The sequence below is a fragment of the Acidibrevibacterium sp. genome (genome assembly GCF_049965395.1).
Lineage (GTDB): Bacteria > Pseudomonadota > Alphaproteobacteria > Acetobacterales > Acetobacteraceae > Acidibrevibacterium > Acidibrevibacterium fodinaquatile.
This window is the reverse complement of sequence record NZ_JBMFWJ010000031.1, coordinates 1-22235: the sequence shown is the minus strand read 5'-3', so window position 1 is coordinate 22235 and position 22235 is coordinate 1. Positions and strand designations below refer to the sequence as shown.

Below are 22235 nucleotides of genomic sequence, written 5' to 3'. Positions count from 1 at the left end.
TTCAGCGCCCCGTCAGAATCCGCGCGACCAGTTCCTTCACCGTCGGGATAAAGCCGTTCGAATAAAACGGGTCGGTCGCGAAGCGAAAGCCGTTATGGCCGCTGAACATCAGGTTGTTTTCGACCGAGTTCGGATCGTCGCGATCATGGGCGATGGCTTGCAGCGTCTTTTGGATGCAGAAGCTACGCGGGTCGGCCTTTTTGCCGGTGCTGTAATCGGGCTCGTGCTCGCTCCAGTTGGAAAACCGGCACTGGCTCAAGCACCCCATGCAGGCGATCTGATCAGCGTTGATTTCGCGGGCTTTTTCCGGGGCGACGAAAATCAGCGTATTGTCGGGCGTGCGCAACGCTTCGGTGAACCCCTCACGCTCCCATTCATGGGCGCGGGCGAGATCGGGGGGAGTGAGATAGACACTGCGCCGGCGCGGCCCGACGCCGTATTCCGCGACATGCTCGCCCACTGGCTCGGTGGTGTAGGCGACCTGACGCTCGTTGCGTTCGCGTAATTCGCGAATGAAGGCGTTATTGACGGCGCTGGAGTAAAAGCCGGTCGGGCTGAAGTGGTTGAGAAAAACATCGCCCTCGGCCAGCGTCAGCAACTTCTTCTTCCACGCATCGCTGATCGGGCTTTCGCGCGTCAGCATCGGACGCGTGCCGAACTGAAACGCAATCGGACCGAGTTCGGGATTATCGATCCAGTCCCGCCATTCATCGAGCCACCAGACACCGCCCGCCATGATGATCGGCGTCTCGCCCAGGCCGAAACTCCGCAGCAGCTTGCGCAAGGCGACGACCCGAGGGTAGGGATCCTCCGGCCGGGTCGGGTCCTCGCTGTTGGAGAGCCCGTTATGGCCGCCGGCTCGCCACGGGTCTTCATAGACGACGCCGCCGAGCAACTCCGCGGCCTTGCTGTAGGCGCGCCGCCAAAGCGCATTGAAGGCCCGCGCCGAAGAGACGATCGGGTAGTAATAGACGCCGAACCGGGCGGCGATGTCGGACAGGCGATAGGGCATGCCGGCGCCGCAGGTGATACCGTTGATCAGCCCGCGCGCACCCTCCAGCACCCCGGTGATGACCCGCTCCGCGCTGGCCATCTCCCAGAGGATATTGGCGTGGATGCGCCCGGCGCCGCCGGCCAGCTCATGGGCCTCGCGGGCCTGATGGATGCCGCCACGGATCGCGAAATCGACCAGCTCCTCGTGCCGCTCGCGCCGGGTGCGGCCACGATAGACCTCCAGAATCGGCGCGCCGCTCGCATCGTGCGCGTCGGCGTTGACGGCGCTGAACGTGCCGACGCCGCCGCTCGCCGCCCAATGGCCCGAGGTTTTGCCGTTGGACACCGAAATGCCTTTGCCGCCCTCGACCAAGGGCAGCACTTCGACCCCGCCCATCCTTATCGCATTGATCGCTGTCATGATCGTCCGGCCTCTCCGTCTCCTCTGCCGCACGCGCCGCTGGCGGGTTCTGCCCGGGATTTTCGTCCCGGGCAAGAAAAACGCGCGCCCCGGCCTATTCGCCGTCCGCCCGCTCGCGCCGCCCCCCCTTGGGGCCGACCTTGTCGGTGATATCCTCGCCCGTCACCTGATCGACGACCCGCATCGAGAGCTTGATCTTGCCGCGCTCGTCAAAACCGATCACCTTGACCTTCACCGCGTCACCGACATTGACGACGTCACTGGTCTTGGCGACCCGCCCGGTGGAAAGCTCGCTGATATGAACAAGCCCGTCACGCGAGCCGAGGAAGTTCACGAACGCGCCGAAATCGGCAATCTTGACCACCTTGCCATTATAGATCACGCCGAGTTCGGGTTCGGCGACGATGCCGCGGATCCAATCGATCGCCGCCTGCGCTTGCGCCGGGTCGGTCGCCGCGATCTTGATCGTGCCGTCATCCTCGATATCGATCTTGGTGCCGGTCTGCTCGACGATCTCGCGGATCACCTTGCCGCCGGTGCCGATCACCTCGCGAATTTTTTCCTTCGGCACAGTGATCACGGTGATGCGCGGCGCGTTCGCCGCGACATCGTGGCGCGCCCCGGCAATCGCCTTCGCCATCTCGCCGAGAATATGCATCCGGCCCTCGCGCGCCTGATCGAGGGCTATGCGCATAATTTCCGGCGTGATCGAGGCGATCTTGAGGTCCATCTGCAGGCTGGTGATGCCCTGTTCCGTGCCGGCGACCTTAAAATCCATGTCGCCGAGATGGTCCTCATCGCCGAGGATATCAGAAAGAACCGCGAATTTATGCGCCTCTTTGATCAGCCCCATGGCGATCCCGGCGACCGGCCGGGCGAGCGGCACGCCGGCATCCATCAGCGCGAGCGAGCTACCGCACACCGTCGCCATCGAGGAGCTGCCGTTGCTTTCGGTGATTTCGCTCACCACGCGCAGGGTGTAGGGAAATTTGTCCTTGGCCGGGAGCAGGGGATGGATCGCGCGCCAGGCGAGCTTGCCATGGCCGACTTCGCGCCGCCCGGGGCTCCCCATGCGCCCGGTTTCGCCGACCGAATAGGGCGGGAAATTGTAATGGAGCAGGAAATGCTCGCGATAATCCCCCTCCAAAGCATCGATGAACTGCTCGTCCTGGCCGGTGCCGAGCGTCGCAACGCAGAGAGCCTGGGTTTCGCCGCGGGTGAACAGCGCGCTGCCATGGGCACGTGGCAGAACCCCGACCTCGGCGAGGATCGGGCGGACGGTCTTGGTGTCGCGGCCATCGATGCGAATGCCGGTATCGAGCACGGCGTTGCGCACGATATCGGCCTCGAGATCCTTGAACAACGCCTTGACGCGCTCGGGATCGACCCCGCTCTCTTCGGCCTCAAGGGTCGCGAGCACGGATTTCTTCACCGCCGCGACCTTGTCCTGACGCGCCTGTTTGATCTTCTCCTGATAGGCCTCGGTGAGCGGCGCGCGGGCCAGCGCATCGATGCGAGCGGCGAGCGCGCGCGCCCCTTCATCGGCCGGCGGCAGTTCCCAGGGCTCACGCGCCGCCTGTTCGGCAAGCTCGATGATCGCCGCGATCACCGGCTGGAACGCGGCATGGCCGAACGTGACCGCGCCGAGCATGACGTCTTCGGACAGTTCATGCGCCTCGCTCTCGACCATCAACACCCCTTCGGCGGTGCCGGCGACGATGAGATCGAGGACCGACGTCTCGCGCTCGGCGAGCGTCGGGTTGAGCAGGTATTGGCCATCGGCATAGCCGACCCGCGCCGCCCCGACAGGGCCAAAAAACGGAATCCCCGAGAGTGTCAGCGCCGCCGAGCAGCCGACCATGGCGACGATATCGGGATCGTTCTCGAGATCATGGCTGAGGACGGTCGCGATGACCTGAACCTCGTTCCTGAACCCCTCGGGGAAGAGCGGCCGGATCGGGCGGTCGATGAGGCGGCTGGTCAGGGTCTCGCGCTCGGAGGGGCGGCCTTCGCGCTTGAAATGCCCGCCCGGGATGCGCCCGGCGGCGAAGGATTTCTCCTGATAATTGACGGTCAAGGGAAAAAAATCCTGCCCCGGCCGCGCCGATTTGGCGCCGACCACGGTGCAGAGCACGATCGTGTCGCCGTAGCGTGCCATCACCGCGCCATCGGCCTGGCGCGCGATCTTGCCGGTCTCCAGCACCAGGGGGCGGCCACCCCAGGAGATCTCCTTGCGGAAATGCTTGAACATCGTCTTCGTCGTCCTTCAAAACCAAGGCGCGACGCGGCGAGGAGGCCGGCGAAAGATCCCAACCTAAGATGCAGGCCGGCGTCTCGGGTCGCATGGGGCGGACTCTTCGCAGGGAACAAGGTGCGGGCAAAGATCCCTGGAGAGCCGCGAGCCACGCGGCCGGAGGCGCCGCTTCGAACCTACATCCCGGTTCGCACCCGGGGTGCGTTGATCAGTCAACCGGAATTCCACCGCGATCGCGGCGGCCGGGGTTCTCCCGGCCCATTGCTCCGCACCCCCATGGCGCGGAGTCGGCACCGATGACCGCTATATAAGAGAAGTCACCGGCAACACCATACTATCATGACCCTCTTGCTGTTCCGCGACATCGCCTCCACGCGCCTCAGCGGCGGAGGTTGAGCCGGCGAATCAGCCCCTCATAGCGTTGCACGTTCTTACGCTTGAGGTAATCAAGCAGGCCACGGCGCTGGCCGACCAGCATCAAAAGCCCGCGCCGGCTGTGAAAATCCTTGGCGTGGGTTTTGAGATGCTCGGTGAGATTGCTGATCCGCTCGGACAGCAGCGCCACCTGAACTTCCGGGCTGCCGGTATCGCCGGGATGGGTTGCATATTCGGAAACCAGCGCCGTGCGGCGCTCGGGCGTAATCGACATCAGGATTTCTCTCCAGATGAGGGGTTACAACAGGCGTTCGGGGCAGAGCCAGCCATCTTCCAGCCGGCAGAGCCCGATCACGCGCTTCCCCGCCATCGCCAGCACCAACCCGCCTTGCGGGTCGGCCTGGGCAGGAATACGGCCCATCAGGGTCACCAGACTGATCGCCTGGCCGTTCTGAAGGCCGCTGGTCTCCACGTCCGTCAAGGCCAGCGCCGGGATGTCGGCCAGCGCGGTCGCGACCGGAAGCAGGAGATCCGGAGAAGCGGGCTCCGTATCGCTGCTTCCTGCGAGCTTGTCCAGCGAAATCGCCATCGTCTCGTCGAACGGCCCAACGCAGAGGCGCCTCAGCGCCGCGACATGGCCGAGGGTGCCACAGGCGAGCGCGAGATCGCGGGCGAGGCTCCGCATATAAACCCCTTTGCCGGACGCGACCTCGAACACCGCCGTTTCGGAATCGGGGCGGGCGATGAGTTCGAAACGGTCAACGCGCGCCGGGCGCGGCGGCAAATCCGGCGCGCGCCCCTCGCGAGCCATGTCATAGGCACGCTCGCCGGCGATCTTCACCGCCGAAAACACCGGCGGCACCTGCATGATGGCGCCACGAAACGCCGGCAGCGCCGCCCGGATCGTCGCATCATCGGGCCGCACCGCCGAGGTTGCGATCACTTGCCCATCGGCGTCGTCGGTATCGCGTGCCTCGCCGAAGCGGAGCGTGAAACGATAGAGCTTGGTGCCGTCCATCACATAGGGCACGGTCTTGGTCGCGGCGCCGAACGCCACCGGCAAGAGCCCGGTCGCCAGCGGATCGAGGGTGCCGCCATGCCCCGCCTTCTGCGCCGCGAAAGCGCGGCGAACCCGGTTGACGACATCGGTGCTGGTCATGCCGGCGGGCTTGTCGACCACCAGCCAGCCATCGAGCGCCCGCCCGCGACGTTTACGCATCCCCGCTTTCCTCACCATTGTCAGCCTAGATCGCGGGCCACCGCGGGCGAGTGGAGGAGAGCGTTGATCTCCGCCGCGTAATCGAGCGAGGTATCGACCTCGAAATGCAGCCTCGGCGCGAATTTGAGGCGCATGGCGTTCGCAACCTGGGCGCGCAGAAAAGGCTGGACATGCGCCAGAGCCGGCAGCAGGGCGGCGCCATCGGCGCGGCCGAGGCGCGCGAAGAACACTCTCGCCTCTTTGAGATCAGGGGTGATGCGCACTTCGGTGATGGTGATCCGCGCGGCGGCGAGCTCGGGGTCGCGAAACTCGCCGCGCGCAAAAACCGCCGCGAGCACGTGGCGGATCTCTTCCGCCACCCGCAATTGCCGCGGGCTGGTTCCGGCGCGCTTCATGCCGCAACCAGCTCGGTCTCGAAGCATTCGACGATGTCGCCTTCGCGGAGATCATTGAATCCGGCAAAAGAAAGGCCGCATTCATAGCCGCGCGCGACCTCGCGGACATCGTCCTTGAAGCGCTTGAGCTGCGACAATTCGCCCTGATGGATGACGATGCCGTCGCGCAGCAGCCGCACGCCGGCGCCCCGCTTGACCACGCCCTCGGTGATCATGCAGCCGGCGACCTTGCCGACCTTGGTGATATCAAACACCTTGCGGATTTCGGCGTAGCCCAGGAATTTCTCGCGGGCTTTCGGCGCTGTTTTGCCGCGCACCAGCTTTTCGACGTCGTCGGCGACCTCGTAGATGATGCTGTAATAGCGGATATCGACGCCATCCCGCTGCGCGAGTTCGCGGGCCTGCGCGGTCGCGCGGACATTGAAGGCAACGACGACCGCCTCCGAGGCCTTGGCGAGCTGAATATCGCTTTCGGTGATCTGGCCGACGCCGGCATGAAGGACGCGAACCTTGACCTCCTCGCTGCCGAGCTTGCTGACGGTGACCGCCAGCGCCTCCGCCGAGCCTTGGACGTCGGCCTTGATCAGGACCGCGACCTCTTTCTGCTCGCCGGCCTGGATGCGCGCCAGCATCTGATCGAGGGTGCCGCGCCCGGCGGCAACGCCGGCGTTGACCCGCTCGCGCGCTTTGCGTTGGCGGAATTCGGAAATCTCGCGCGCCCGCGCTTCGTTCTCGACCGCGACCAGCGGCTCGCCAGCCCCGGGCACCCCGGCGAGACCGAGAATCTCGACCGGCGCGGACGGCAGCGCCTCGCGTAGCGGCTGACCGCGATCATCGAGCATCGCCCGCACCCGCCCCCATTCGGCCCCGGCGACGACGATATCGCCTTGCCGCAGCGTGCCTTTCTGGACGAGGACGGTCGCGACCGGGCCGCGCCCGCGATCGAGCCGGCTTTCGATGACCGTGCCTTCGGCGGCGCGCTGAGGATTGGCACGGAGATCGAGGATCTCGGCCTGCAGCAAAATGGCCTCCTCGAGCTTGTCGAGGCCGGTGCGCTTGAGCGCCGAGACCTCGACCTCCTGGGTATCGCCGCCCAATGATTCGACCACGATGTCGTGGCTGAGGAGATCGTTCCGGACCCGGTCTGGGTTGGCGCCGGGCTTGTCCATCTTGTTGATGGCGACGATGATCGGCGCGCCGGCGGCTTTCGCGTGACGGATCGCCTCGATGGTTTGCGGCATCACCCCGTCATCGGCGGCGACCACCAGGACGACGATATCGGTGACACTGGCGCCGCGCGCGCGCATCGCGGTGAACGCCTCGTGCCCGGGCGTGTCGATGAAGGTGATCCGCTCGCCCGAGCCAAGCCGCACCTGATAGGCGCCGATATGCTGGGTGATCCCCCCCGCTTCGCCGGCGGCGACATCGGTCGCGCGGAGCGCGTCAAGGAGTGAGGTCTTGCCGTGATCGACATGGCCCATGACGGTGACGACCGGCGGGCGCTTGATCATCGCCGCATCGTCGTCGCTGGCACCGGCGAGACCGATCTCGACATCCGAGTCAGAGACCCGCTTGGCGCGGTGCCCGAATTCCTGGACCACGAGTTCGGCGGTATCGGCGTCGATGGTCTGGGTGATGGTTGCCATCACCCCGAGCTTCATCAGCGTCTTGATCACCTCCGGCGCCCGCGCCGCCATCCGGTTGGCCAATTCCTGCACCGAAATGCTTTCCGGCAATACGACGTCGCGCACAACTTTCACCTGGTCCGAACGTAGCCGGTCGAGTTCCGCCTGCCGCCGTTCGCGGTCGCGCTGGCGGCGCATGGAGGCAAGCGAGCGCACGCGCTCATCCTCGTCTTCGAGCGCCGCCTGGACATCGATGCGGCTGCCGCGACGGCGATCCTCGGCGGTTTTCTTGACCGCCGGCACTTGCGGCTTGCGCGCCGGCGGGGCGCCGCCAGGACGGCGGGCAGGGCGGGCTTCCTCGTCGTCCTCGCCACGCGCGCCACGCAGACGCAGGGTCTCGGTCGGTGCCGCGGGCTTGCTCGCCGGCGCCGCCGCCGGCACGCGTGGCGCGGCGCGTGGCGCGGCTTCCTCGCCACTCGTGGCGGCGGCCGGCGCGGCCGCCGGCGCGGATGGGGCGGCGGCGCGACGGGCAGCCTCCGCCTCGGCGGCGCGGCGGGCGGCTTCCTCCTCGGCGGCGCGACGCGCTTCCTCCTCGGCGGCCCGGCGCGCTTCTTCCTCGCGCCGACGCGCTTCCTCGGCGGCGGAGAGAATGGAGATTTTTTCCTGCTCGCGGCGTTCGGCTTCGCGCCGCGCCGCTTCGCGCTGCTGTTCGACGAGGGCGCGCTGACGGGCGGCGAGTTCAGCCGCGGTCAAAGCCCGGCCGCTGCCGGCGACGCCGCTGCTCGCAGCCCGGCTCGCCGGCTCACTGCGGCCGGAAGCGCTCCCCGCGGCGGGCGCCGGCGAGGCGGCCGGATTAGCCACGGGGGCGGCGCTCCGCTTCTTGCGGACTTCGACCTGCACCACTTTCGAGCGGCCGTGGCTGAAACTCTGGCGCACAGAGCCGGCATCGACGGTGCGTCCGCCCTCGAGCCGTCCACTCGGCCGCAGCGAAAGCCGCCCCTTGCCGCTGTCCTGATCGTTACCTTCAGTCATTGACCCGTCCGTATCCCGTGCCCTGCCATCTGTCGCCCATTCCTGCGTCGCGCCCTCGCGCGCCATCCGGCGCCCGCCAAGCGACCTCGCGCCACCGCCGCGCATCAATGGACCGCTTGCGCTCAATCCTCAAGCCGCATCTCCCGATGACGCCACATCCCTGCCCTCGATTCCGGCGAGGCGCGTGGTATCGGCGGCGATCATGGCCGCGAGCCGCCCGGCAACGAGCGCCACATGCACGACCCGCTCACGGGCGAAAACGCGCCCCAGTTCCGCGCCAGAGAGCGGATCGACCACCGCGACCGTGCCTCTCGGCTTCATCGCCGCGAGAAACCGGGCCCGTTCTTCGGCGCTGCCATCATGCGCTGCGACGACGAGACCGGCGCGGCCGGAGAGCAGCCATTCCCGCGCTTTATCGAACCCGGCGACGGCTTGCCCAGCCCGCCGGGCGAGCCCGAGGGTTTCGCCGATCCGTGCTCGCAATCCGACAGCAATACTAGCGGCGAGATCCGAAGGCACGCTCACCGGCCGCTTCGCCGCATGCGCGAACACTCCCCGCTTCGCCGCAGCTTTTAACACATCCTGCCGGGCGCTCAACCACATTCCCCGCCCCGGCAGCCGGAGCGCGAGATCGGCGACGATCGCGCCCTCCGGTCCGACGACGAAGCGGATCATCGCCGCCTTCTCGGCGCGCGCGCGGGTGACCAAACACCGCCGCAGCGGCCCACGCTCGAGCGCATCGTCGGCATCGTCCTCTGCGCCATCCGCGCGGAACGCCTCGGGCGCGTCTTGCGGCGATCGCGGATCAGGTGTGCGCTCAGGCGTCTTTCTGTTCCTTCTCTTCGTCATCGGCGAACCAATGCGCCCGCGCGGTCATGATGATGGCGCTCGCCCAGGCGGTGGCGGTCTCGTCGTCCATCTCGCCTTTGCCGACGATTTCGAGCAATTCGTCAGCGGCGAGATCGGCGAGATCATCGAGCGTCTTCACGCCCTTTTCGCCGAGCGCGACCAGCATCGCCGGGGTCAGTTCGGCGATCGCCGCGACATCGTCGCTGACCCCAAGCGAGACCCGCTTTTCGTTGAGTTCGGCGTCGCGACGGGCGAGAAATGCCTCGGCGCGGCGGATCAGCTCGGCGGCGACGGCCTCATCGAACCCCTCGATCTCGGCCAATTCCTCGGGCGGCGAGAAAGCCAGTTCCTCGATGGTGTTGAACCCTTCCGCGACGAGGAGGCCAGCGATCACGTCATCGACATCGAGCGCTTCGACGAAAAGCCCGGTGCGGCGGCGGAATTCCTCCTGCCGGCGCTCGCTTTCCTCGGCTTCGGTGAGGATGTCGATGTCCCAGCGGGTGAGCTGGCTCGCGAGGCGGACATTTTGGCCGCGCCGGCCGATGGCGAGCGAGAGCTGGTCGTCGGGCACCACCACCTCGACGCGCCCGGCCTCCTCGTCGATCACCACCTTGGTCACCTCCGCCGGGGCGAGCGCATTGACGACGAAGGTCGCCGCCTGCGGGCTCCAGGGAATGATGTCGATCTTCTCGCCTTGCAGTTCCTGCACCACCGCCTGGACGCGCGAGCCGCGCATGCCGACGCACGCGCCAACCGGATCGATCGAGGAATCGCGTGAGATCACCGCCATTTTCGCGCGCGAGCCGGGATCACGCGCGACCGCCTTGATTTCGATGATGCCGTCATAAATCTCCGGCACTTCCTGGGCGAAGAGCTTGGCGAGGAAATTGGGATGGGTGCGCGAGAGAAAGATTTGTGGCCCGCGCGGCTCCTCGCGCACGTCATAGATATAGGCGCGCACGCGGTCGCCATTCCTGAAACTCTCGCGCGGGATCAGCTCATCGCGCCGCAGCAGCGCCTCGGCGCGGCCGAGATCGACCATGAGATTGCCGTATTCGGTGCGCTTGACAGTGCCGTTGATGATTTCGCCGACTCGATCCTTATATTCCTCATATTGGCGCTTGCGCTCGTATTCGCGCACACGTTGCACGATCACCTGTTTCGCGGTTTGCGCCGCGATGCGGCCGAAATCGATCGGAGGCAGCGGATCGACGAGATGCTCGCCGAGCTGGATATCGGGCTTGAACTTGCGCGCGATGGCAATCGGGATCTGGGTCTCCTCGTTCTCCACCGTCTCCACCGCCTCGGTCCAGCGCGAGAGATGCACCTCGCCGGTTTTCTTGTCGATGCGGGCGCGAATATCCTTTTCATGGCCATACTTGGCGCGGCCGGCCTTCTGGATGGCTTGTTCCATCGCCTCCAGCACCTCGTCGCGCTCGATCGATTTCTCGCGCGCGACGGCGTCGGCCACCAATAGCAATTCCGGGCGGGCGATCGCGGTATCCATGGCATGAGACCTTTCGATTGACGTTTCGGACGCGTTCATGGGCGGTTTCTTGTGATGGGATCAGTTGAGCGGTTTGTCGTTGAACGGCAGGGCGGCATCGGCGGCGAGCAGCGCTTCCGTCAGCACCAGCTTGGCGCGGCGGATTTCAGTGCGCGGCAGCGCGATTTCGCTGCCGTCCTCGAGGCGAAGGCGCGCCGTCGCGTGGTCGGCGCCAAGCACGATGCCGACGAAGCGCTTGCGCCCCTCCTGCGCCACCACCATCTCGACGCGGGCGAGGTGGCCGGCGAAGCGGTTCCAGTCCTTCGCGCGGGTCAGCGGCCGGTCGATCCCTGGGGAACTGACTTCTAGTGTCCAGGCGCCAGGCAGCGGATCCTCGACATCGAGCACGGCGCCGAGCGTGCGGCTCAGCGCTTCGCAATCTTCGATGCCAAAGCGCGCGCCATCGGCACGGTCGGCCATGATCTGCACCACCGGCCGCTCGCGCCCGGTCACCGCAACGCGCACTAGCTCATAGCCGAGGGCTTCCAGCGTCGGCGTGATGCGCGCGGCGAGCTTGGCTTCGAGGCCGGTATGATGCGGGCGATCCTCGTCCAAAACAAATCCATCCAAAACAAAAAAGGCGGCCCGCGAAGGCCACCCCCCGTAACATCGCGGAGAATGTGTATGGCCCGCACATAGCGCCCCCCGCCGGGTTTCGCAAGGGGATCAGGGGCGGGGTCAATGAAATAGACTTTCGCCATGCGCGGGGTTCGCGGGCGTCGTCCCTGCGGCGTGCGTGCTGATCCACCCGGGCGGGGTGCTTTGGTTGGATGCCGAACCGCAAAGGGACTGGATATTGGCGATATCCGTCGTGTCGAGGGTTCTGTTGGTCGATCCCAGATTGGCGAACATCACGGAATTCCTGTCAGCGCTGTCCGCGAGCCCCAGAGCATGGCCCAATTCATGCAAAGCCGCCTGATATAATTGCACGTTTTCGCCTTTGTAGGTCATCTCTTCCTCGCGATAGGAAAAAATCGGATCCTGGGAAGGATTTTCCAGCCGAATGATCACCCCCGGCTGAATCGATCCGTTGCTTGCCGCAAGGAACGTCGTACCGATGACACCGCTGCTCTGTGTGTCGAAATTGCCCCATCCGATTCTGATATCCGCTCCCGGGGAATCGGAAACCTGTTCGAACTTGAGACCGCTGACGGAAGCCTATGTCTTTATCGCTTGCTCGATCGCCGTTTGGTATTCCGTTTGCCCATAGCCGCTGAACGGGGCGGCCGGGCTTCCCGGACTGTCAGCGAAACTCCAGGTGATGACGGGAAGGGTCCATTTCGCGCCTTCGAAGGGAGGGGGGCGGTTGCCTGGCCTTTCGCGGCGGCGAGATTCTGCTCCATGTTCGTCCACCCAGCATCCGCGGCGGCCGCCGCCTCCGCGAGACCGGCGGCGAGATTCGATTGGGCGACGACGTTCTGAGGGTTGGGCGCCGATCGCACGGTCCCGAGGAATGAGAAGACGACGTTGACCACGTTGCCGACGGCGGAGGCACCATCTGACAGCAGACTTCCGATCGCGCCCGCGACCGCGCCGCCCCAGGCGGCCGCATCGGGCACCACGCTGCCCGCGGCGCCGGCGGCGCTCGAGCCGCCGCCCGAGGTCGAGATGCCCGTTGTAAATACGGGCTGCGTCGGCGGAGGCAGGGAGGACACGCCATCGGTCGGATTGCCTACGATGCCGCCGGACGAGGAATAATAGGTCGCGCTTTGCGGCACCCCATTCGCAAAGGGAATATAAACATAACTCCAGTTCGCCGCGCTCGTGTTCGGGAAAAGGATTTCGTCGACGAGTTGATTATTGACAATATTTTGCACTGCTTCGTTGGATATGCCATAGAGCCTGACTCGAATTTTAAATCTGACCGGCTTTCGGCCTTGCCAGTCTTCGCATGAGAAGGAAAGCCAAGGCCAATTGCAACCACGCGAGAGCGGATTCGATAGTTGCCTCGAAGTCTTTTGACAGACGGCGCGAGCGATTGATGCAGCCGAGCGTCCGCTCGACGACCCATCGTTTCGGCAGCACGACAAATCCTTTCACCGCTTTATTGGTTCGCTTGACGACGGTGATGGAAATACGGCTCGCCTCGAAGGCTGCGCGCTGGGCTTCATCACCCTGATAACCCCCGTCGAGGAAGGACATTTTCACCCACGGGCTCTTGCGATGCACGGCTTTCAGCAGCGGCGCGAGAGCGTCGCGGTCCTGCACGTCGGCGGTCGTGATCTGGCATTCGATGGGCAGACCGATCGTGTCGACGGCGAGATGGCGCTTGCGGCCCTTGACCTTCTTGCCCGCATCGAAACCACGAGGGCCGCCGGCTTCCGTCGTCTTGACCGACTGGCTGTCGACGACAACCGCCGTCGGCGCGGCTTGACGGCCTTCCGCCTCGCGGGCGTCCATCACCAGAACGCTGATGATTTGCGCCCACAAGCCGCTGTCGCGCCATGCGTAGAAGCGGTTTTGCACGGTCGTGAACGGCGGAAAATCCTTTGGCAGATATCGCCACGGGCATCCGCAGCGGATCAAATAAAACAAAGCGTTGAGAATGACCTGGGCATCCGTCGGCTTGCGTCCGCGCCGGGCAGCAGCGGCGCGATCAGCGCCAACTCGGCCTCCGACATATCGCTTGAATAGCGCGCCCGAATGACTTCATACTTCGCCCGATCGGCCTCCTTCCAAGGCATCGCGAATCTCCCAAAGTTGTCGCAAACCAAGGGAATCAAAGGCCGCGAGGCCGGTCAACCAATTTTAGGTCAGGCTCTGAGAGAATCGCAGCCACTGAAATCACGCAACCCGCTGCTGCCACCCAGCGATCAGCGGAAACGCGAATGCCGCCCGATTAAGTGCCAACCCATTGATGCAACTTACAAAAATTTGTTGCGGATTGATTCCGGGTCAGCCTCTCAATGATTTGCTAAGAATTTTCCGCCACTCTCGCCGCCATGCGAGCGTGGATCTGGGTGTTGGGGCTCATGGTAAGTGCGCTTTTGGCGCCGGCGGCGCGCGCCGACATGCTGGCGCCGATGCTGCGGCCCTTGATCGCGCCGGCGCTCGGCCTCCTCTGCCGGCAAGCGGTTGACGCGGCGGAGCGCACCCACGCCATCCCACCGCATCTTCTGAGCGCCATCGCCCTTGTGGAAAGCGGCCGCAAGGATGCCGAAACCGGCAGCTTCGCGCCCTGGCCATGGACGGTGAACGCCGAGGGCGAAGGGCATTTCTACGCGAGCAAAGCCGAGGCCATCGCCGCCGTCCGCGCGTTGCAGGCGCGCGGCGTCACCTCGGTCGATGTCGGCTGCCTGCAAGTCAATTTGATGCATCACCCGCATGCCTTCGTGAGCCTTGATCAGGCCTTCGATCCCAACGCCAATGCCGATTATGCCGCGCAATTCCTGACCCAGCTCCACGCCCAGACCGGGGATTGGGCGCGCGCCGCAGCGCAATATCACTCCATGACACCCGAACTCGCCTTCGCCTATCAACGCAAGGTGATGGCGGCCTGGACCAGCGAGCAGCAGGGCCTGCCGGTGCAGCCTGCCAACTTGCTGCTCGCCGCCTCCGATGGCGCGGCGATGCGCCCGGTCGGTGGCCTGCGCGGCGCCCTGCCGAGACTGCAGATGAGCCATGCGCCGCCACCCCATATCATCCCGATGGCCGCACCTGGCAGCGGCGGCGGCGGGGTCATCGCGCGCGGCATGGCGGCCGCCAGCGCCTCGGCCCCGGCCAGGCTCGGCGCTATCCCCGGCCGCGGCCTCGACGCCTATCGCGCCCACCCCGTCGCCATCGCCAGTTCCGTCAAGACCGCCTCGCCCTGACCGCCGGCAATTGGTGGCGAAAGCGTTGTCATCGGCTCCTAATCCGGCTTGACGGCGGTCGGCGCCGAGCGCCTCGCCAAATAACATTTTCGGCCATGTCGGGTTGACTCTTGCCAAACGGGGTTGACCCCGGTGTCATGCTCCGGAAACATTGGGCGTGCCATGAGCTATAAATCGCCGCGGCGACCACAGTTTTTTTATACCACCGCGCCGCTGCCCTGCCCGTATGTGGCCGGGCGGACGGAGCGGAAACTGGTCACGGAAATCACCGGCCCCGACGCCGAGGCCCTCCATGACCGGCTCTCGCGCGCCGGCTTCCGGCGCAGTCATAATATCGCCTATGCGCCGGCCTGCCCGGGCTGTCAGGCCTGCATTGCGATCCGCATCCATGCCGCGGCATTCCGCGAGGGGCGGCAAGCGAGGCGGATCTGGCGGGCGAATGCCGCGACCGAGGGGTTCGAGGTGCCGGCGCGCGCCACCGCCGAGCAATTTCACCTCTTTCAGCGTTATCAGCAGCACCGCCATGGCGACGGCGACATGGCGACGATGAGTTTTTACGATTACCGCGCGATGGTCGAGGACACCCCGATCGAGACCTTCATCGTCGAATTTCGTGACCCCGATGACCGGCTTATCGCTGCCTGCCTGACCGACCGGCTGAGCGACGGCTTGTCCGCGGTCTATAGTTTTTTTGCGCCTGATCTCGCCCGCCGCTCACTCGGCACGCTGATGGTGTTGTGGCTTGTCGAGCGGGCGCGGGATTTGGATCTGCCCTATGTCTATCTCGGCTACTGGGTGCCAGAGAGCCGGAAAATGGCCTATAAGGCGAAATTCGCGCCGAGCGAGGTGCTCATCGGCGGCGTTTGGCGGCCGCTCAGCCACGAACACGATACGCCCATCACCGAGGCACGTAGCCTCGCCGCGCATGACCCTGGCGTGCCGGCCGATAACGGCCCTTCCTTACCTCTCGCCGTGCGACTGCGGCCAGAAAACGCCGGTTAGAAACACCGGTTAGATCGCTCGACAAATTTCTTTTTTGAGAAATTCGGCCGTTCGAAGCGGCTTGAGAGCTTTGACCCCTTAACAAATGATTAATTTTTAGTTGACGGAGTCATTTTTTAAGTTAGTATTTACCTTGTGTGTTGCGTGAGTTTGGCTGACGCTCGGTGCCTCCCACGCTTTGCGCATGATCAGCCCCGGCTGAGGTTGGTGCTGGTTCGATCACGTCGCGGTCAGACGCCGTCGCCTCGAGGAACACAGAAGGAGTGAAGCCGTGAGCGGAAGCAATGTCGAAATTGTCAATGGCGGTTCCGTAGGCACGCTCTCCACTTCGGAGATCTATGCCGTCATCGCGGTGCAGCAGGAGGGAACCCTCGACATCACTTCGGGGGCGACCATCACCGTCGCCAATCTGTCCGTCCAGCAAGGCGGGTTTTCGACCGGTTCGCCACCCACCTATTACTCTCCGGGCACGATCGTCGTCGATAGCAGCGTTCTCGACAATACTGGCACCGCTATCGTCGGGGGCGTGATCGAAGTCGAAAACGGCGGTTCGGCCAGTTTGAACCTCGCCTCCCCGACTTCGACCATCAACGGCGTCGCCGCGACCCCCGGCACCATCGACATCGTCGGGGCGAGTTCGGTCAATCTCGCCTACGCCCAGGGCGTCACCGCCTTCGGCGGCCTGTTCGATTATGCGACCCCCGGCGGCACCGCGACCCCCGGTGGCACCGCGACCGTCAACGACATCATCGCCAATCTCGGCACCTTCGCCGATTTCACCGGCGGCGACACGATCGACCTTACCGGCTACGCGCAAGGTGCGACCTTCGCCGTTACCCCGCTTTCTTCCAGCCCAACATTTGGCGCGGCGGAGTCTAGCATCCCGTCCTTGGGCAATATCTACAACCTGACTGACACGATCGGCGGCACCACCTCCACCATCGCGACGATCAACGCCATCGATGGCGCAACACCGGTCTTCAACGCCTCGAACGACAGCGTCACCGCCTGCTACGCCGCCGGGACACGAATCCTCACCGTGCGCGGCGAAGTGGCGGTGGAGGAATTGCGGGTCGGCGATCTCGTCGTGACCTTCGCCGGTGGTGGCGCGCCGCTCAAGCCGGTGCGCTGGATCGGCTATCGCCATGTCGATCTCACCACCCACCCGAGCCCCGAGCAGGTGCGCCCGGTGCGGCTCGCCGCCGGCACCCTCGCCCCCGGTCTGCCGCATCGCGATCTCGTGCTCTCGCCCGGCCATGCCATCTGCATCGACGACCATCTGATCGATGTCGAGCGGCTCTTGAACGGCGTCACCGTAACCCAGGATATGGCGGCGACCAGCGTCACCTACTACCACATCGAACTCGACCAGCATGATCTCGTGCTCGCCGAGGGGGTGTTCTCCGAAACCTATCTCGACACCGGCAATCGTGGGCAATTCGCCAATGCCGGCAATGTCGTGGCGCTCCATCCCGATTTCTTGCCGCAGCAAGACAAATCGGTCGGCGCCTGCCGGCCATGGCTCACCGGCGGGCCGCGTCTTGCCGCGATCCGCGCCCGGCTGATCGGGGTGATCGAGGCGGACGGGTATCGCCTGACCGAAGCGCCCGATCTTCACCTCACCGCCGGGGGCTGGCGGGGCGAGCCCGAAACTGTCGGGGCGACGCATTTCCGCTTCACCCTGCCCCGCCTCGCCGGCGACCTCCATCTGTGCTCGCGCGTCTGGATGCCGGGCGGGCTTTCGGCCGATAGCGAGGATATGCGTCGGCTCGGCGTGCGGGTGCGGCGCTTGGTCGCGATCGGCCCCGCCGGAAGCCGTGAGATCGCGCTTGACGATCCCGCGCTCGGCACCGGTTTTTATCCTCTGGAACGGCATGGCGAGGATTCCTGGCGCTGGACCAACGGCGAGGCCGTGATCCCGGCGCGCTTGCTCGGCGATGCGACACGGTTCGAGGTCGTGCTTGCCGGCACCGGGTCGTATTGGGAAGCGCCGGCGGAGGATGCGCCGGCGGAGGACACCGTGCGGCTGTCCGCCTAAGCGGACAAGGAAACCGGCTGACGCGCAGATTGACGAGACGGAAACAGCGCGCTTATCCTCCGTGTGATGGTTCCCCGGGAGGGGATGAAAAGGGAACGCGGTGCGGAGCCCCCTAAGCCGCGGCTGCCCCCGCAACTGTAAGCGGTGAGTCGGCCACCGATAGGCCACTGGGAAACCGCCCGTAACAATGGGACGGGATCCCGGGAAGGTGGTGGTCGGCATTTGAGCCGTGAGCCAGGAGACCTGCCATCATTGACGTCAACGGTGCCGCAGGGGGCGGGGATTCCCTCTGTTTCTCGCACCGAAGACAGGCGACGTCATCGAAAGAGGTCTCATGTCTTCCCATCCGTCTGAAACACTGACCGCGCCCCCTGTGCCATCGCTCCGCCGGCCGATCATTGGCATCTATACCGTGCTGCTCGGCGTCAACCTCGCGGTTTGGGCGTGGGCGCTGATGCTGTTCCGCCACCAGCCAGTGCTGCTCGGCACAGCATTTCTCGCCTATGGCTTCGGGCTCCGTCATGCCGTCGACGCCGATCATATCGCGGCGATCGACAACGTCACCCGCAAGCTGATGCAGGAGGGCAAGCGGCCGGTCAGTGTCGGGTTTTTCTTCGCGCTCGGCCATTCCAGCGTCGTTCTGCTCGCCGCAGCCGCCATCGCCGGCACCGCGAAGGCGCTGGCGTCACAGATGAACCTTGCAAAAAGCGTCGGCGGCGTGGTCGGCACGCTGGTTTCGGCGCTATTTCTGTTCGCGATCGCGGCGATGAATTTTGTCATTCTGATCGCGGTCTGGCGGACATTCCAAGCGGTGCGGCGCGGCGCCCCGTTTCAGGAGCAGGATTTAGACCTCCTGCTCAACAGCCGCGGCCTGCTCGCCCGCTTCTTCCGCCCGCTCTTTCGGCTGATCAGCAAGGGCTGGCACATGTTTCCGCTCGGCTTTCTGTTCGGCCTCGGCTTCGATACCGCAACCGAGGTGGCGCTGCTCGGTATTTCGGCAACCGAAGCCGCCAAGGGCCTCTCGATCTGGTCGATCATGGTGTTTCCGGCTTTGTTCACGGCCGGCATGTCGCTGATCGACACCACCGATGGCGTCCTGATGCTGGGCGCCTATAATTGGGCCTTCGTCAAGCCGATGCGCAAGCTCTATTATAACCTCACCATCACCTTGGTTTCGGTCGTGGTCGCGGTCGCGATCGGCGGGATCGAGGCGCTGGGCCTGATCGGTGACCAGCTCGGCCTCGGCGGCTGGTTCTGGGATGGTATCGGCGCGCTCAACGACAATTTCGGCAGCCTCGGCTTCATCATCATCGGCATCTTCATCGCCGCCTGGATCGTCTCCTTGGTGATCTATCGCTACCAGGGGTTCGACGACATCGACGTCGCTGCCGGGCAGAGGTAAAACCGAAACGAGAAACAGTGTCGAAGACAAGCGAAATGGCTTTTCCCATGCCGGACGAAAATCGTTTCCAGAACCCGTTGCCGGGTGTGCCAAACATCGAAAATCCGTTTTTTGACCAGATCTTCGATGATCTCGCGCCGGCGCACGACGTTTTGCGGATCGCCCGCGATCTGCGCCAGCGCGGCTTCGCGGTGATCGATTTGCCCGACCCGGACATCATGGCGCGAGCGGAGCGAATCAAACATGATCTCGCGCCACAGTTCGATCGCGAAGGCTGGCTGAACGGCTCCGCCCCCTCCCAGCGTATCCAGGATGCCTGGAAGAAACACCAAGATGTCCGCGCCATCGCCTGCAACCAAAAAATCCTTGATCTGCTCGCCGCACTCTATGGGCGGGCCGCATTTCCGTTTCAAACGCTCAATTTCTTCATCGGCTCGCAGCAGCGCGCCCACAGCGACAGCCTGCATTTCAGCTCCGATCCCGAGCGCTGGATGTGCGGCGTCTGGCTCGCGCTCGAGGATGTCGACGACGATAATGGCCCGCTTCTCTACTATCCCGGCAGCCATGCCTGGCGGATCTTCGACAATGCCTGCCTCGGTATCGATGTCATGGAACTCACAGGTTTTCATGACCGTTATCCCGATTTCGAAACCACCTGGGAGCGGATCGCCGACGCCGCGGCGGCAAAACCGGAGCGCTTTCATGCCCGCAAGGGCCAGGCGCTGATCTGGGCGGCCAATCTGCTCCATGGTGGCGATCGGCATCGTGATCGCAACCGCACCCGCTGGAGCCAGGTGACACATTATCTATTCGAGGGCTGTGGCTATTACACGCCGCTCGGCTCAGACGTTTTTCGCGGCAGGATCGCGCTCCGCGAACCCTATAATATCCTCACCGGCGAGACCATTCCCTCGGCGCGTGCGCCAAGCGCGGATCCCAACGCCGCATCGCCACGGTTGCGGCCCATGCTCGGCCGCATCGCCCGGCGTCTCGGGCTGCGTTGATCAGACGGCGCTAATCCTGCGTGGCGAGCAGGCTCTCTCGTGCCTGCTGGCGGATTTCGGCACGGCCAGGCCGCGTGATCGCCGGGAATGTCAGCCAGGGTTTGGGCCGGCGCGGAAACGGCGCCAAATTACGGGCGCCCGAACTCAGTGAAAGATTGGGGTTCCAATAAGGATCCTGGTCGAGGGTTTCACCCCAGCGCGCCCGCATATAAGCGATTTCCGCATAATAGCGCCGCGCGCGGTCACCGCCGAGATCCTTGCCGCGACTGGCCGATTCGAGATGGTAGAGCTCGGCGAACGGCGTCCAGAGATTGCGGTATCCGGCCGCCTGGATGCGAAGGCAAAGATCGACGTCGTTGAACGCGACCGTGAGATTCTCCTCATCGAAGCCGCCGACTTCGAAAAACACCGATTTGCGCACCGCGAGGCAGGCCGCGGTGACCGCCGAGGTCGAGCGCACGAGGCGCAGGAGATCGAACGCCCCGGGCGCGTCGCGCGTCTCGTTGCAGTAATAGTGCCCGGCGACGCCCTCCGGCCAGCCCATGCCGAGAATGACGCCGGCATGCTGGATCGTGTCATCGGCATAGAGGAGTTTGGCGCCGACCGCACCAATCTCCGGCCGGAGTGCGTGTGACACCATCTCGCGCAGCCAGCCGGGCGCAATGACGTCGATATCATTGTTGAGCAGCAGCAGGATTTCCCCGCGCGCCGCGGCAACCGCCTGGTTGTTGAGGCGAGAGTAGTTGAACGGGCCCGGCATCGGCAGAATGCGCACCCGCGCATCCTGCGCCATGCGCGCATAAAGCGCCGCCGTCGCCGGCTCGCGGCTATCGTTATCGGCGATGATCACCTCGATCGCCGGATAATCGGTGCGCCGCAACACGCCATCGAGGCAGCGTTCGAGCAATTCCGCCCGATCACGGGTCGGAATAATGATCGAAACCAACGGCGCCGGGCTCGGCAGCGGCCAGGCGATGCGATAACCGGTCTCACCCGGCATCTCAACGACCCGCGCCGGGAGATGGTTTCGCGCGAGCACGCGGGCAACCGCGGCGCAATCACGCGCCGCCGCTTCCGCCGCTTCTCGCTCTGATCGCGTCTCCGCCGCGCGGCGATGGCAAAGCACGCTCGGAATATGGCGGATATGCGCGGCACCAGCGGCGAAAGCCGCGTCCAGAACCACTTCATGCCAGGCCGAAGCGCAGGCGTCAGTCGGCAGGCCGCCGATGCGTGCGATCAGGCTGGAGTGGTAGGCCGTAAGGCCGGAGAGATAATTCTGCGCAAACAGCAGATCGGGATCGAAATCCGGCTTGAAATAGGGTGCCGCGCGCCGTCCGCCAGCGTCGATCCTGTCTTCGTCGGCATAGAGCAATTCAGCCGCGGGATGGGCGTTGATCTCGGCCACGCATTCATAGAGCGCCTGCGGCGGCAGGATGTCGCCGGCCAAAACCGGCACCAGCCACCGCGCCGTCGACGCGGTGCGCGAGTCTGAAAATTCGGCGCTGCCGTCATACCGCTCGGCCTCGGTGGTAATCAGGCGGAGCCGGCGATCGGCGGCAACGATGCGTTCGAGACTGCGCTGCACATGCCCCTCCGAGCTGCTGCGCGCGACGATCACCATGTGCCAGTGAGGATAGAGCTGGGCCCCGAGGGCGGCGAGGGTCGCGCGAACGGCCACGAGAGAAACGTCATCGGCGGGCATGACAAGAAGGAAATCGGGATGGGCCGGCAATTGCTCGAGATGGTGGGCGATCGCGGCCCGATCGGTGGGCAACAGCCGATCATATTTGGCGATCCAGTTTTCGTAGGCATTGGGGTTTTTGTGTTCGAAAACCGGCATGAAAAAGCGCCGCACCGGCCGCCATATCATCCGGAGCACGGCGCCGAGAGCGCGGTTGCGCCGTGCCAGCGCGCGCCCGACCCGAATGCACGCGAGAGAGAATTCGGCGAGCGACAGAAAGCGCCGCATTCCGGCACCGCTGCCCCCCTTGCCGGTATCATTGCCGCGCTGATCGATGGCGGAGAGCTTCGTCTCAGAGAACACGTGGGGTTGAAGACTCATCCGCAAAGTTTCCGTATCACGTGTGATGGGGGGCGTGTCTACCCTAGTAACACGCTCGATCGGCATAGACAAAGCAAACTTGCATCGGGCATTCCGATGACAAAATATCGTAATTTTTTATAAAATAGAAACGCAACAAATAAAAATTATGATCATATATAAAATTTTCCAGCACTCCCCCGCGTTGCGATCTTTCTTCCGCCGCG

At 64.7% G+C, this 22235-nt stretch carries 16 protein-coding genes, 2 pseudogenes and 1 riboswitch; of the genes and pseudogenes, 5 read left to right on the top strand and 13 right to left on the bottom strand.

Going from position 1 to position 22235, the window contains the following annotated elements; translation table 11 throughout:
* Position 1 precedes the first annotated feature (1 nt).
* The 12 genes and pseudogenes from ACP5M5_RS10175 to ACP5M5_RS10120 all read right to left on the bottom strand — a co-directional run bounded on the left by ACP5M5_RS10175 (position 2) and on the right by ACP5M5_RS10120 (position 13393).
* On the bottom strand, positions 2 to 1414 hold the full coding sequence (locus tag ACP5M5_RS10175; RefSeq protein ID WP_427937076.1) for an NAD(P)H-dependent flavin oxidoreductase: 1413 nt from the start codon (positions 1412 to 1414) through the stop codon (positions 2 to 4).
* A 94-nt stretch (positions 1415 to 1508) separates the two neighbouring features.
* Positions 1509 to 3665: a polyribonucleotide nucleotidyltransferase gene (gene pnp, locus ACP5M5_RS10170; RefSeq protein WP_427937074.1), complete on the bottom strand. Its 2157-nt coding sequence runs from the start codon at positions 3663 to 3665 to the stop codon at positions 1509 to 1511.
* A gap of 382 nt (positions 3666 to 4047) precedes the next feature.
* The gene (gene rpsO / locus ACP5M5_RS10165; protein ID WP_114911865.1) at positions 4048 to 4317 is read right to left on the bottom strand and encodes a 30S ribosomal protein S15; all 270 of its coding nucleotides are present in this window, start codon (positions 4315 to 4317) and stop codon (positions 4048 to 4050) included.
* A gap of 24 nt (positions 4318 to 4341) precedes the next feature.
* Positions 4342 to 5262 carry a tRNA pseudouridine(55) synthase TruB gene (truB, locus tag ACP5M5_RS10160; RefSeq protein WP_427937071.1) on the bottom strand — a complete coding sequence of 307 codons (921 nt, stop codon included), beginning with the start codon at positions 5260 to 5262 and terminating at the stop codon, positions 4342 to 4344.
* A gap of 20 nt (positions 5263 to 5282) precedes the next feature.
* Positions 5283 to 5657, bottom strand: coding sequence for a 30S ribosome-binding factor RbfA (rbfA, locus tag ACP5M5_RS10155; protein ID WP_427937069.1), 375 nt, complete (start codon positions 5655 to 5657; stop codon positions 5283 to 5285).
* Positions 5654 to 8314, bottom strand: a complete 2661-nt coding sequence (gene infB / locus ACP5M5_RS10150; protein WP_427937067.1) for a translation initiation factor IF-2 — start codon at positions 8312 to 8314, stop codon at positions 5654 to 5656. Before infB ends, rbfA begins: the two co-directional genes overlap by 4 nt.
* A 129-nt stretch (positions 8315 to 8443) precedes the next feature.
* Positions 8444 to 9163 carry an RNA-binding protein gene (locus ACP5M5_RS10145; RefSeq protein ID WP_427937065.1) on the bottom strand — a complete coding sequence of 240 codons (720 nt, stop codon included), beginning with the start codon at positions 9161 to 9163 and terminating at the stop codon, positions 8444 to 8446.
* Positions 9132 to 10670 (bottom strand): transcription termination factor NusA, encoded by a 1539-nt coding sequence (gene nusA, locus ACP5M5_RS10140; RefSeq protein WP_427937063.1) that lies wholly within the window; start codon positions 10668 to 10670, stop codon positions 9132 to 9134. The genes ACP5M5_RS10145 and nusA overlap by 32 nt, the downstream gene beginning before the upstream one ends.
* A 60-nt stretch (positions 10671 to 10730) precedes the next feature.
* Positions 10731 to 11264, bottom strand: coding sequence for a ribosome maturation factor RimP (rimP, locus tag ACP5M5_RS10135; RefSeq protein WP_427937061.1), 534 nt, complete (start codon positions 11262 to 11264; stop codon positions 10731 to 10733).
* A gap of 123 nt (positions 11265 to 11387) precedes the next feature.
* Positions 11388 to 11852, bottom strand: a pseudogene (locus tag ACP5M5_RS10130) (matrixin family metalloprotease); the annotation flags it as partial.
* Positions 11853 to 11875: 23 nt separating this feature from the next.
* A complete protein-coding gene (locus ACP5M5_RS10125; protein WP_427937059.1) occupies positions 11876 to 12526 on the bottom strand; it encodes a hypothetical protein in 651 nt (216 codons plus the stop codon).
* Positions 12527 to 12563: 37 nt separating this feature from the next.
* Positions 12564 to 13393, bottom strand: a pseudogene (locus ACP5M5_RS10120) (IS5 family transposase).
* A 288-nt stretch (positions 13394 to 13681) separates the two neighbouring features.
* Between ACP5M5_RS10120 and ACP5M5_RS10115 the strand changes: the two are divergent.
* The 5 genes from ACP5M5_RS10115 (at position 13682) to ACP5M5_RS10095 (ending at position 19967) form a co-directional block, all read left to right on the top strand.
* Positions 13682 to 14521, top strand: a complete 840-nt coding sequence (locus tag ACP5M5_RS10115; RefSeq protein WP_427937057.1) for a lytic transglycosylase domain-containing protein — start codon at positions 13682 to 13684, stop codon at positions 14519 to 14521.
* Between the two features lie 162 nt (positions 14522 to 14683).
* Positions 14684 to 15523, top strand: coding sequence for an arginyltransferase (locus ACP5M5_RS10110; protein WP_427937055.1), 840 nt, complete (start codon positions 14684 to 14686; stop codon positions 15521 to 15523).
* A 271-nt stretch (positions 15524 to 15794) separates the two neighbouring features.
* A complete protein-coding gene (locus ACP5M5_RS10105; RefSeq protein WP_427937053.1) occupies positions 15795 to 17561 on the top strand; it encodes a Hint domain-containing protein in 1767 nt (588 codons plus the stop codon).
* A gap of 50 nt (positions 17562 to 17611) precedes the next feature.
* Positions 17612 to 17826, top strand: a riboswitch (cobalamin riboswitch).
* Between the two features lie 69 nt (positions 17827 to 17895).
* Positions 17896 to 18963: a HoxN/HupN/NixA family nickel/cobalt transporter gene (locus ACP5M5_RS10100; RefSeq protein ID WP_427937051.1), complete on the top strand. Its 1068-nt coding sequence runs from the start codon at positions 17896 to 17898 to the stop codon at positions 18961 to 18963.
* Positions 18964 to 19010: 47 nt separating this feature from the next.
* Complete coding sequence (locus ACP5M5_RS10095; protein WP_427937049.1) at positions 19011 to 19967, top strand: phytanoyl-CoA dioxygenase family protein; 957 nt, start codon at positions 19011 to 19013, stop codon at positions 19965 to 19967.
* 10 nt (positions 19968 to 19977) lie between these two features.
* On the opposite strand, the gene ACP5M5_RS10090 is transcribed toward ACP5M5_RS10095, so the two are convergent.
* The gene (locus ACP5M5_RS10090; RefSeq protein ID WP_427937047.1) at positions 19978 to 22029 is read right to left on the bottom strand and encodes a glycosyltransferase family 2 protein; all 2052 of its coding nucleotides are present in this window, start codon (positions 22027 to 22029) and stop codon (positions 19978 to 19980) included.
* Positions 22030 to 22235: the final 206 nt, after the last annotated feature.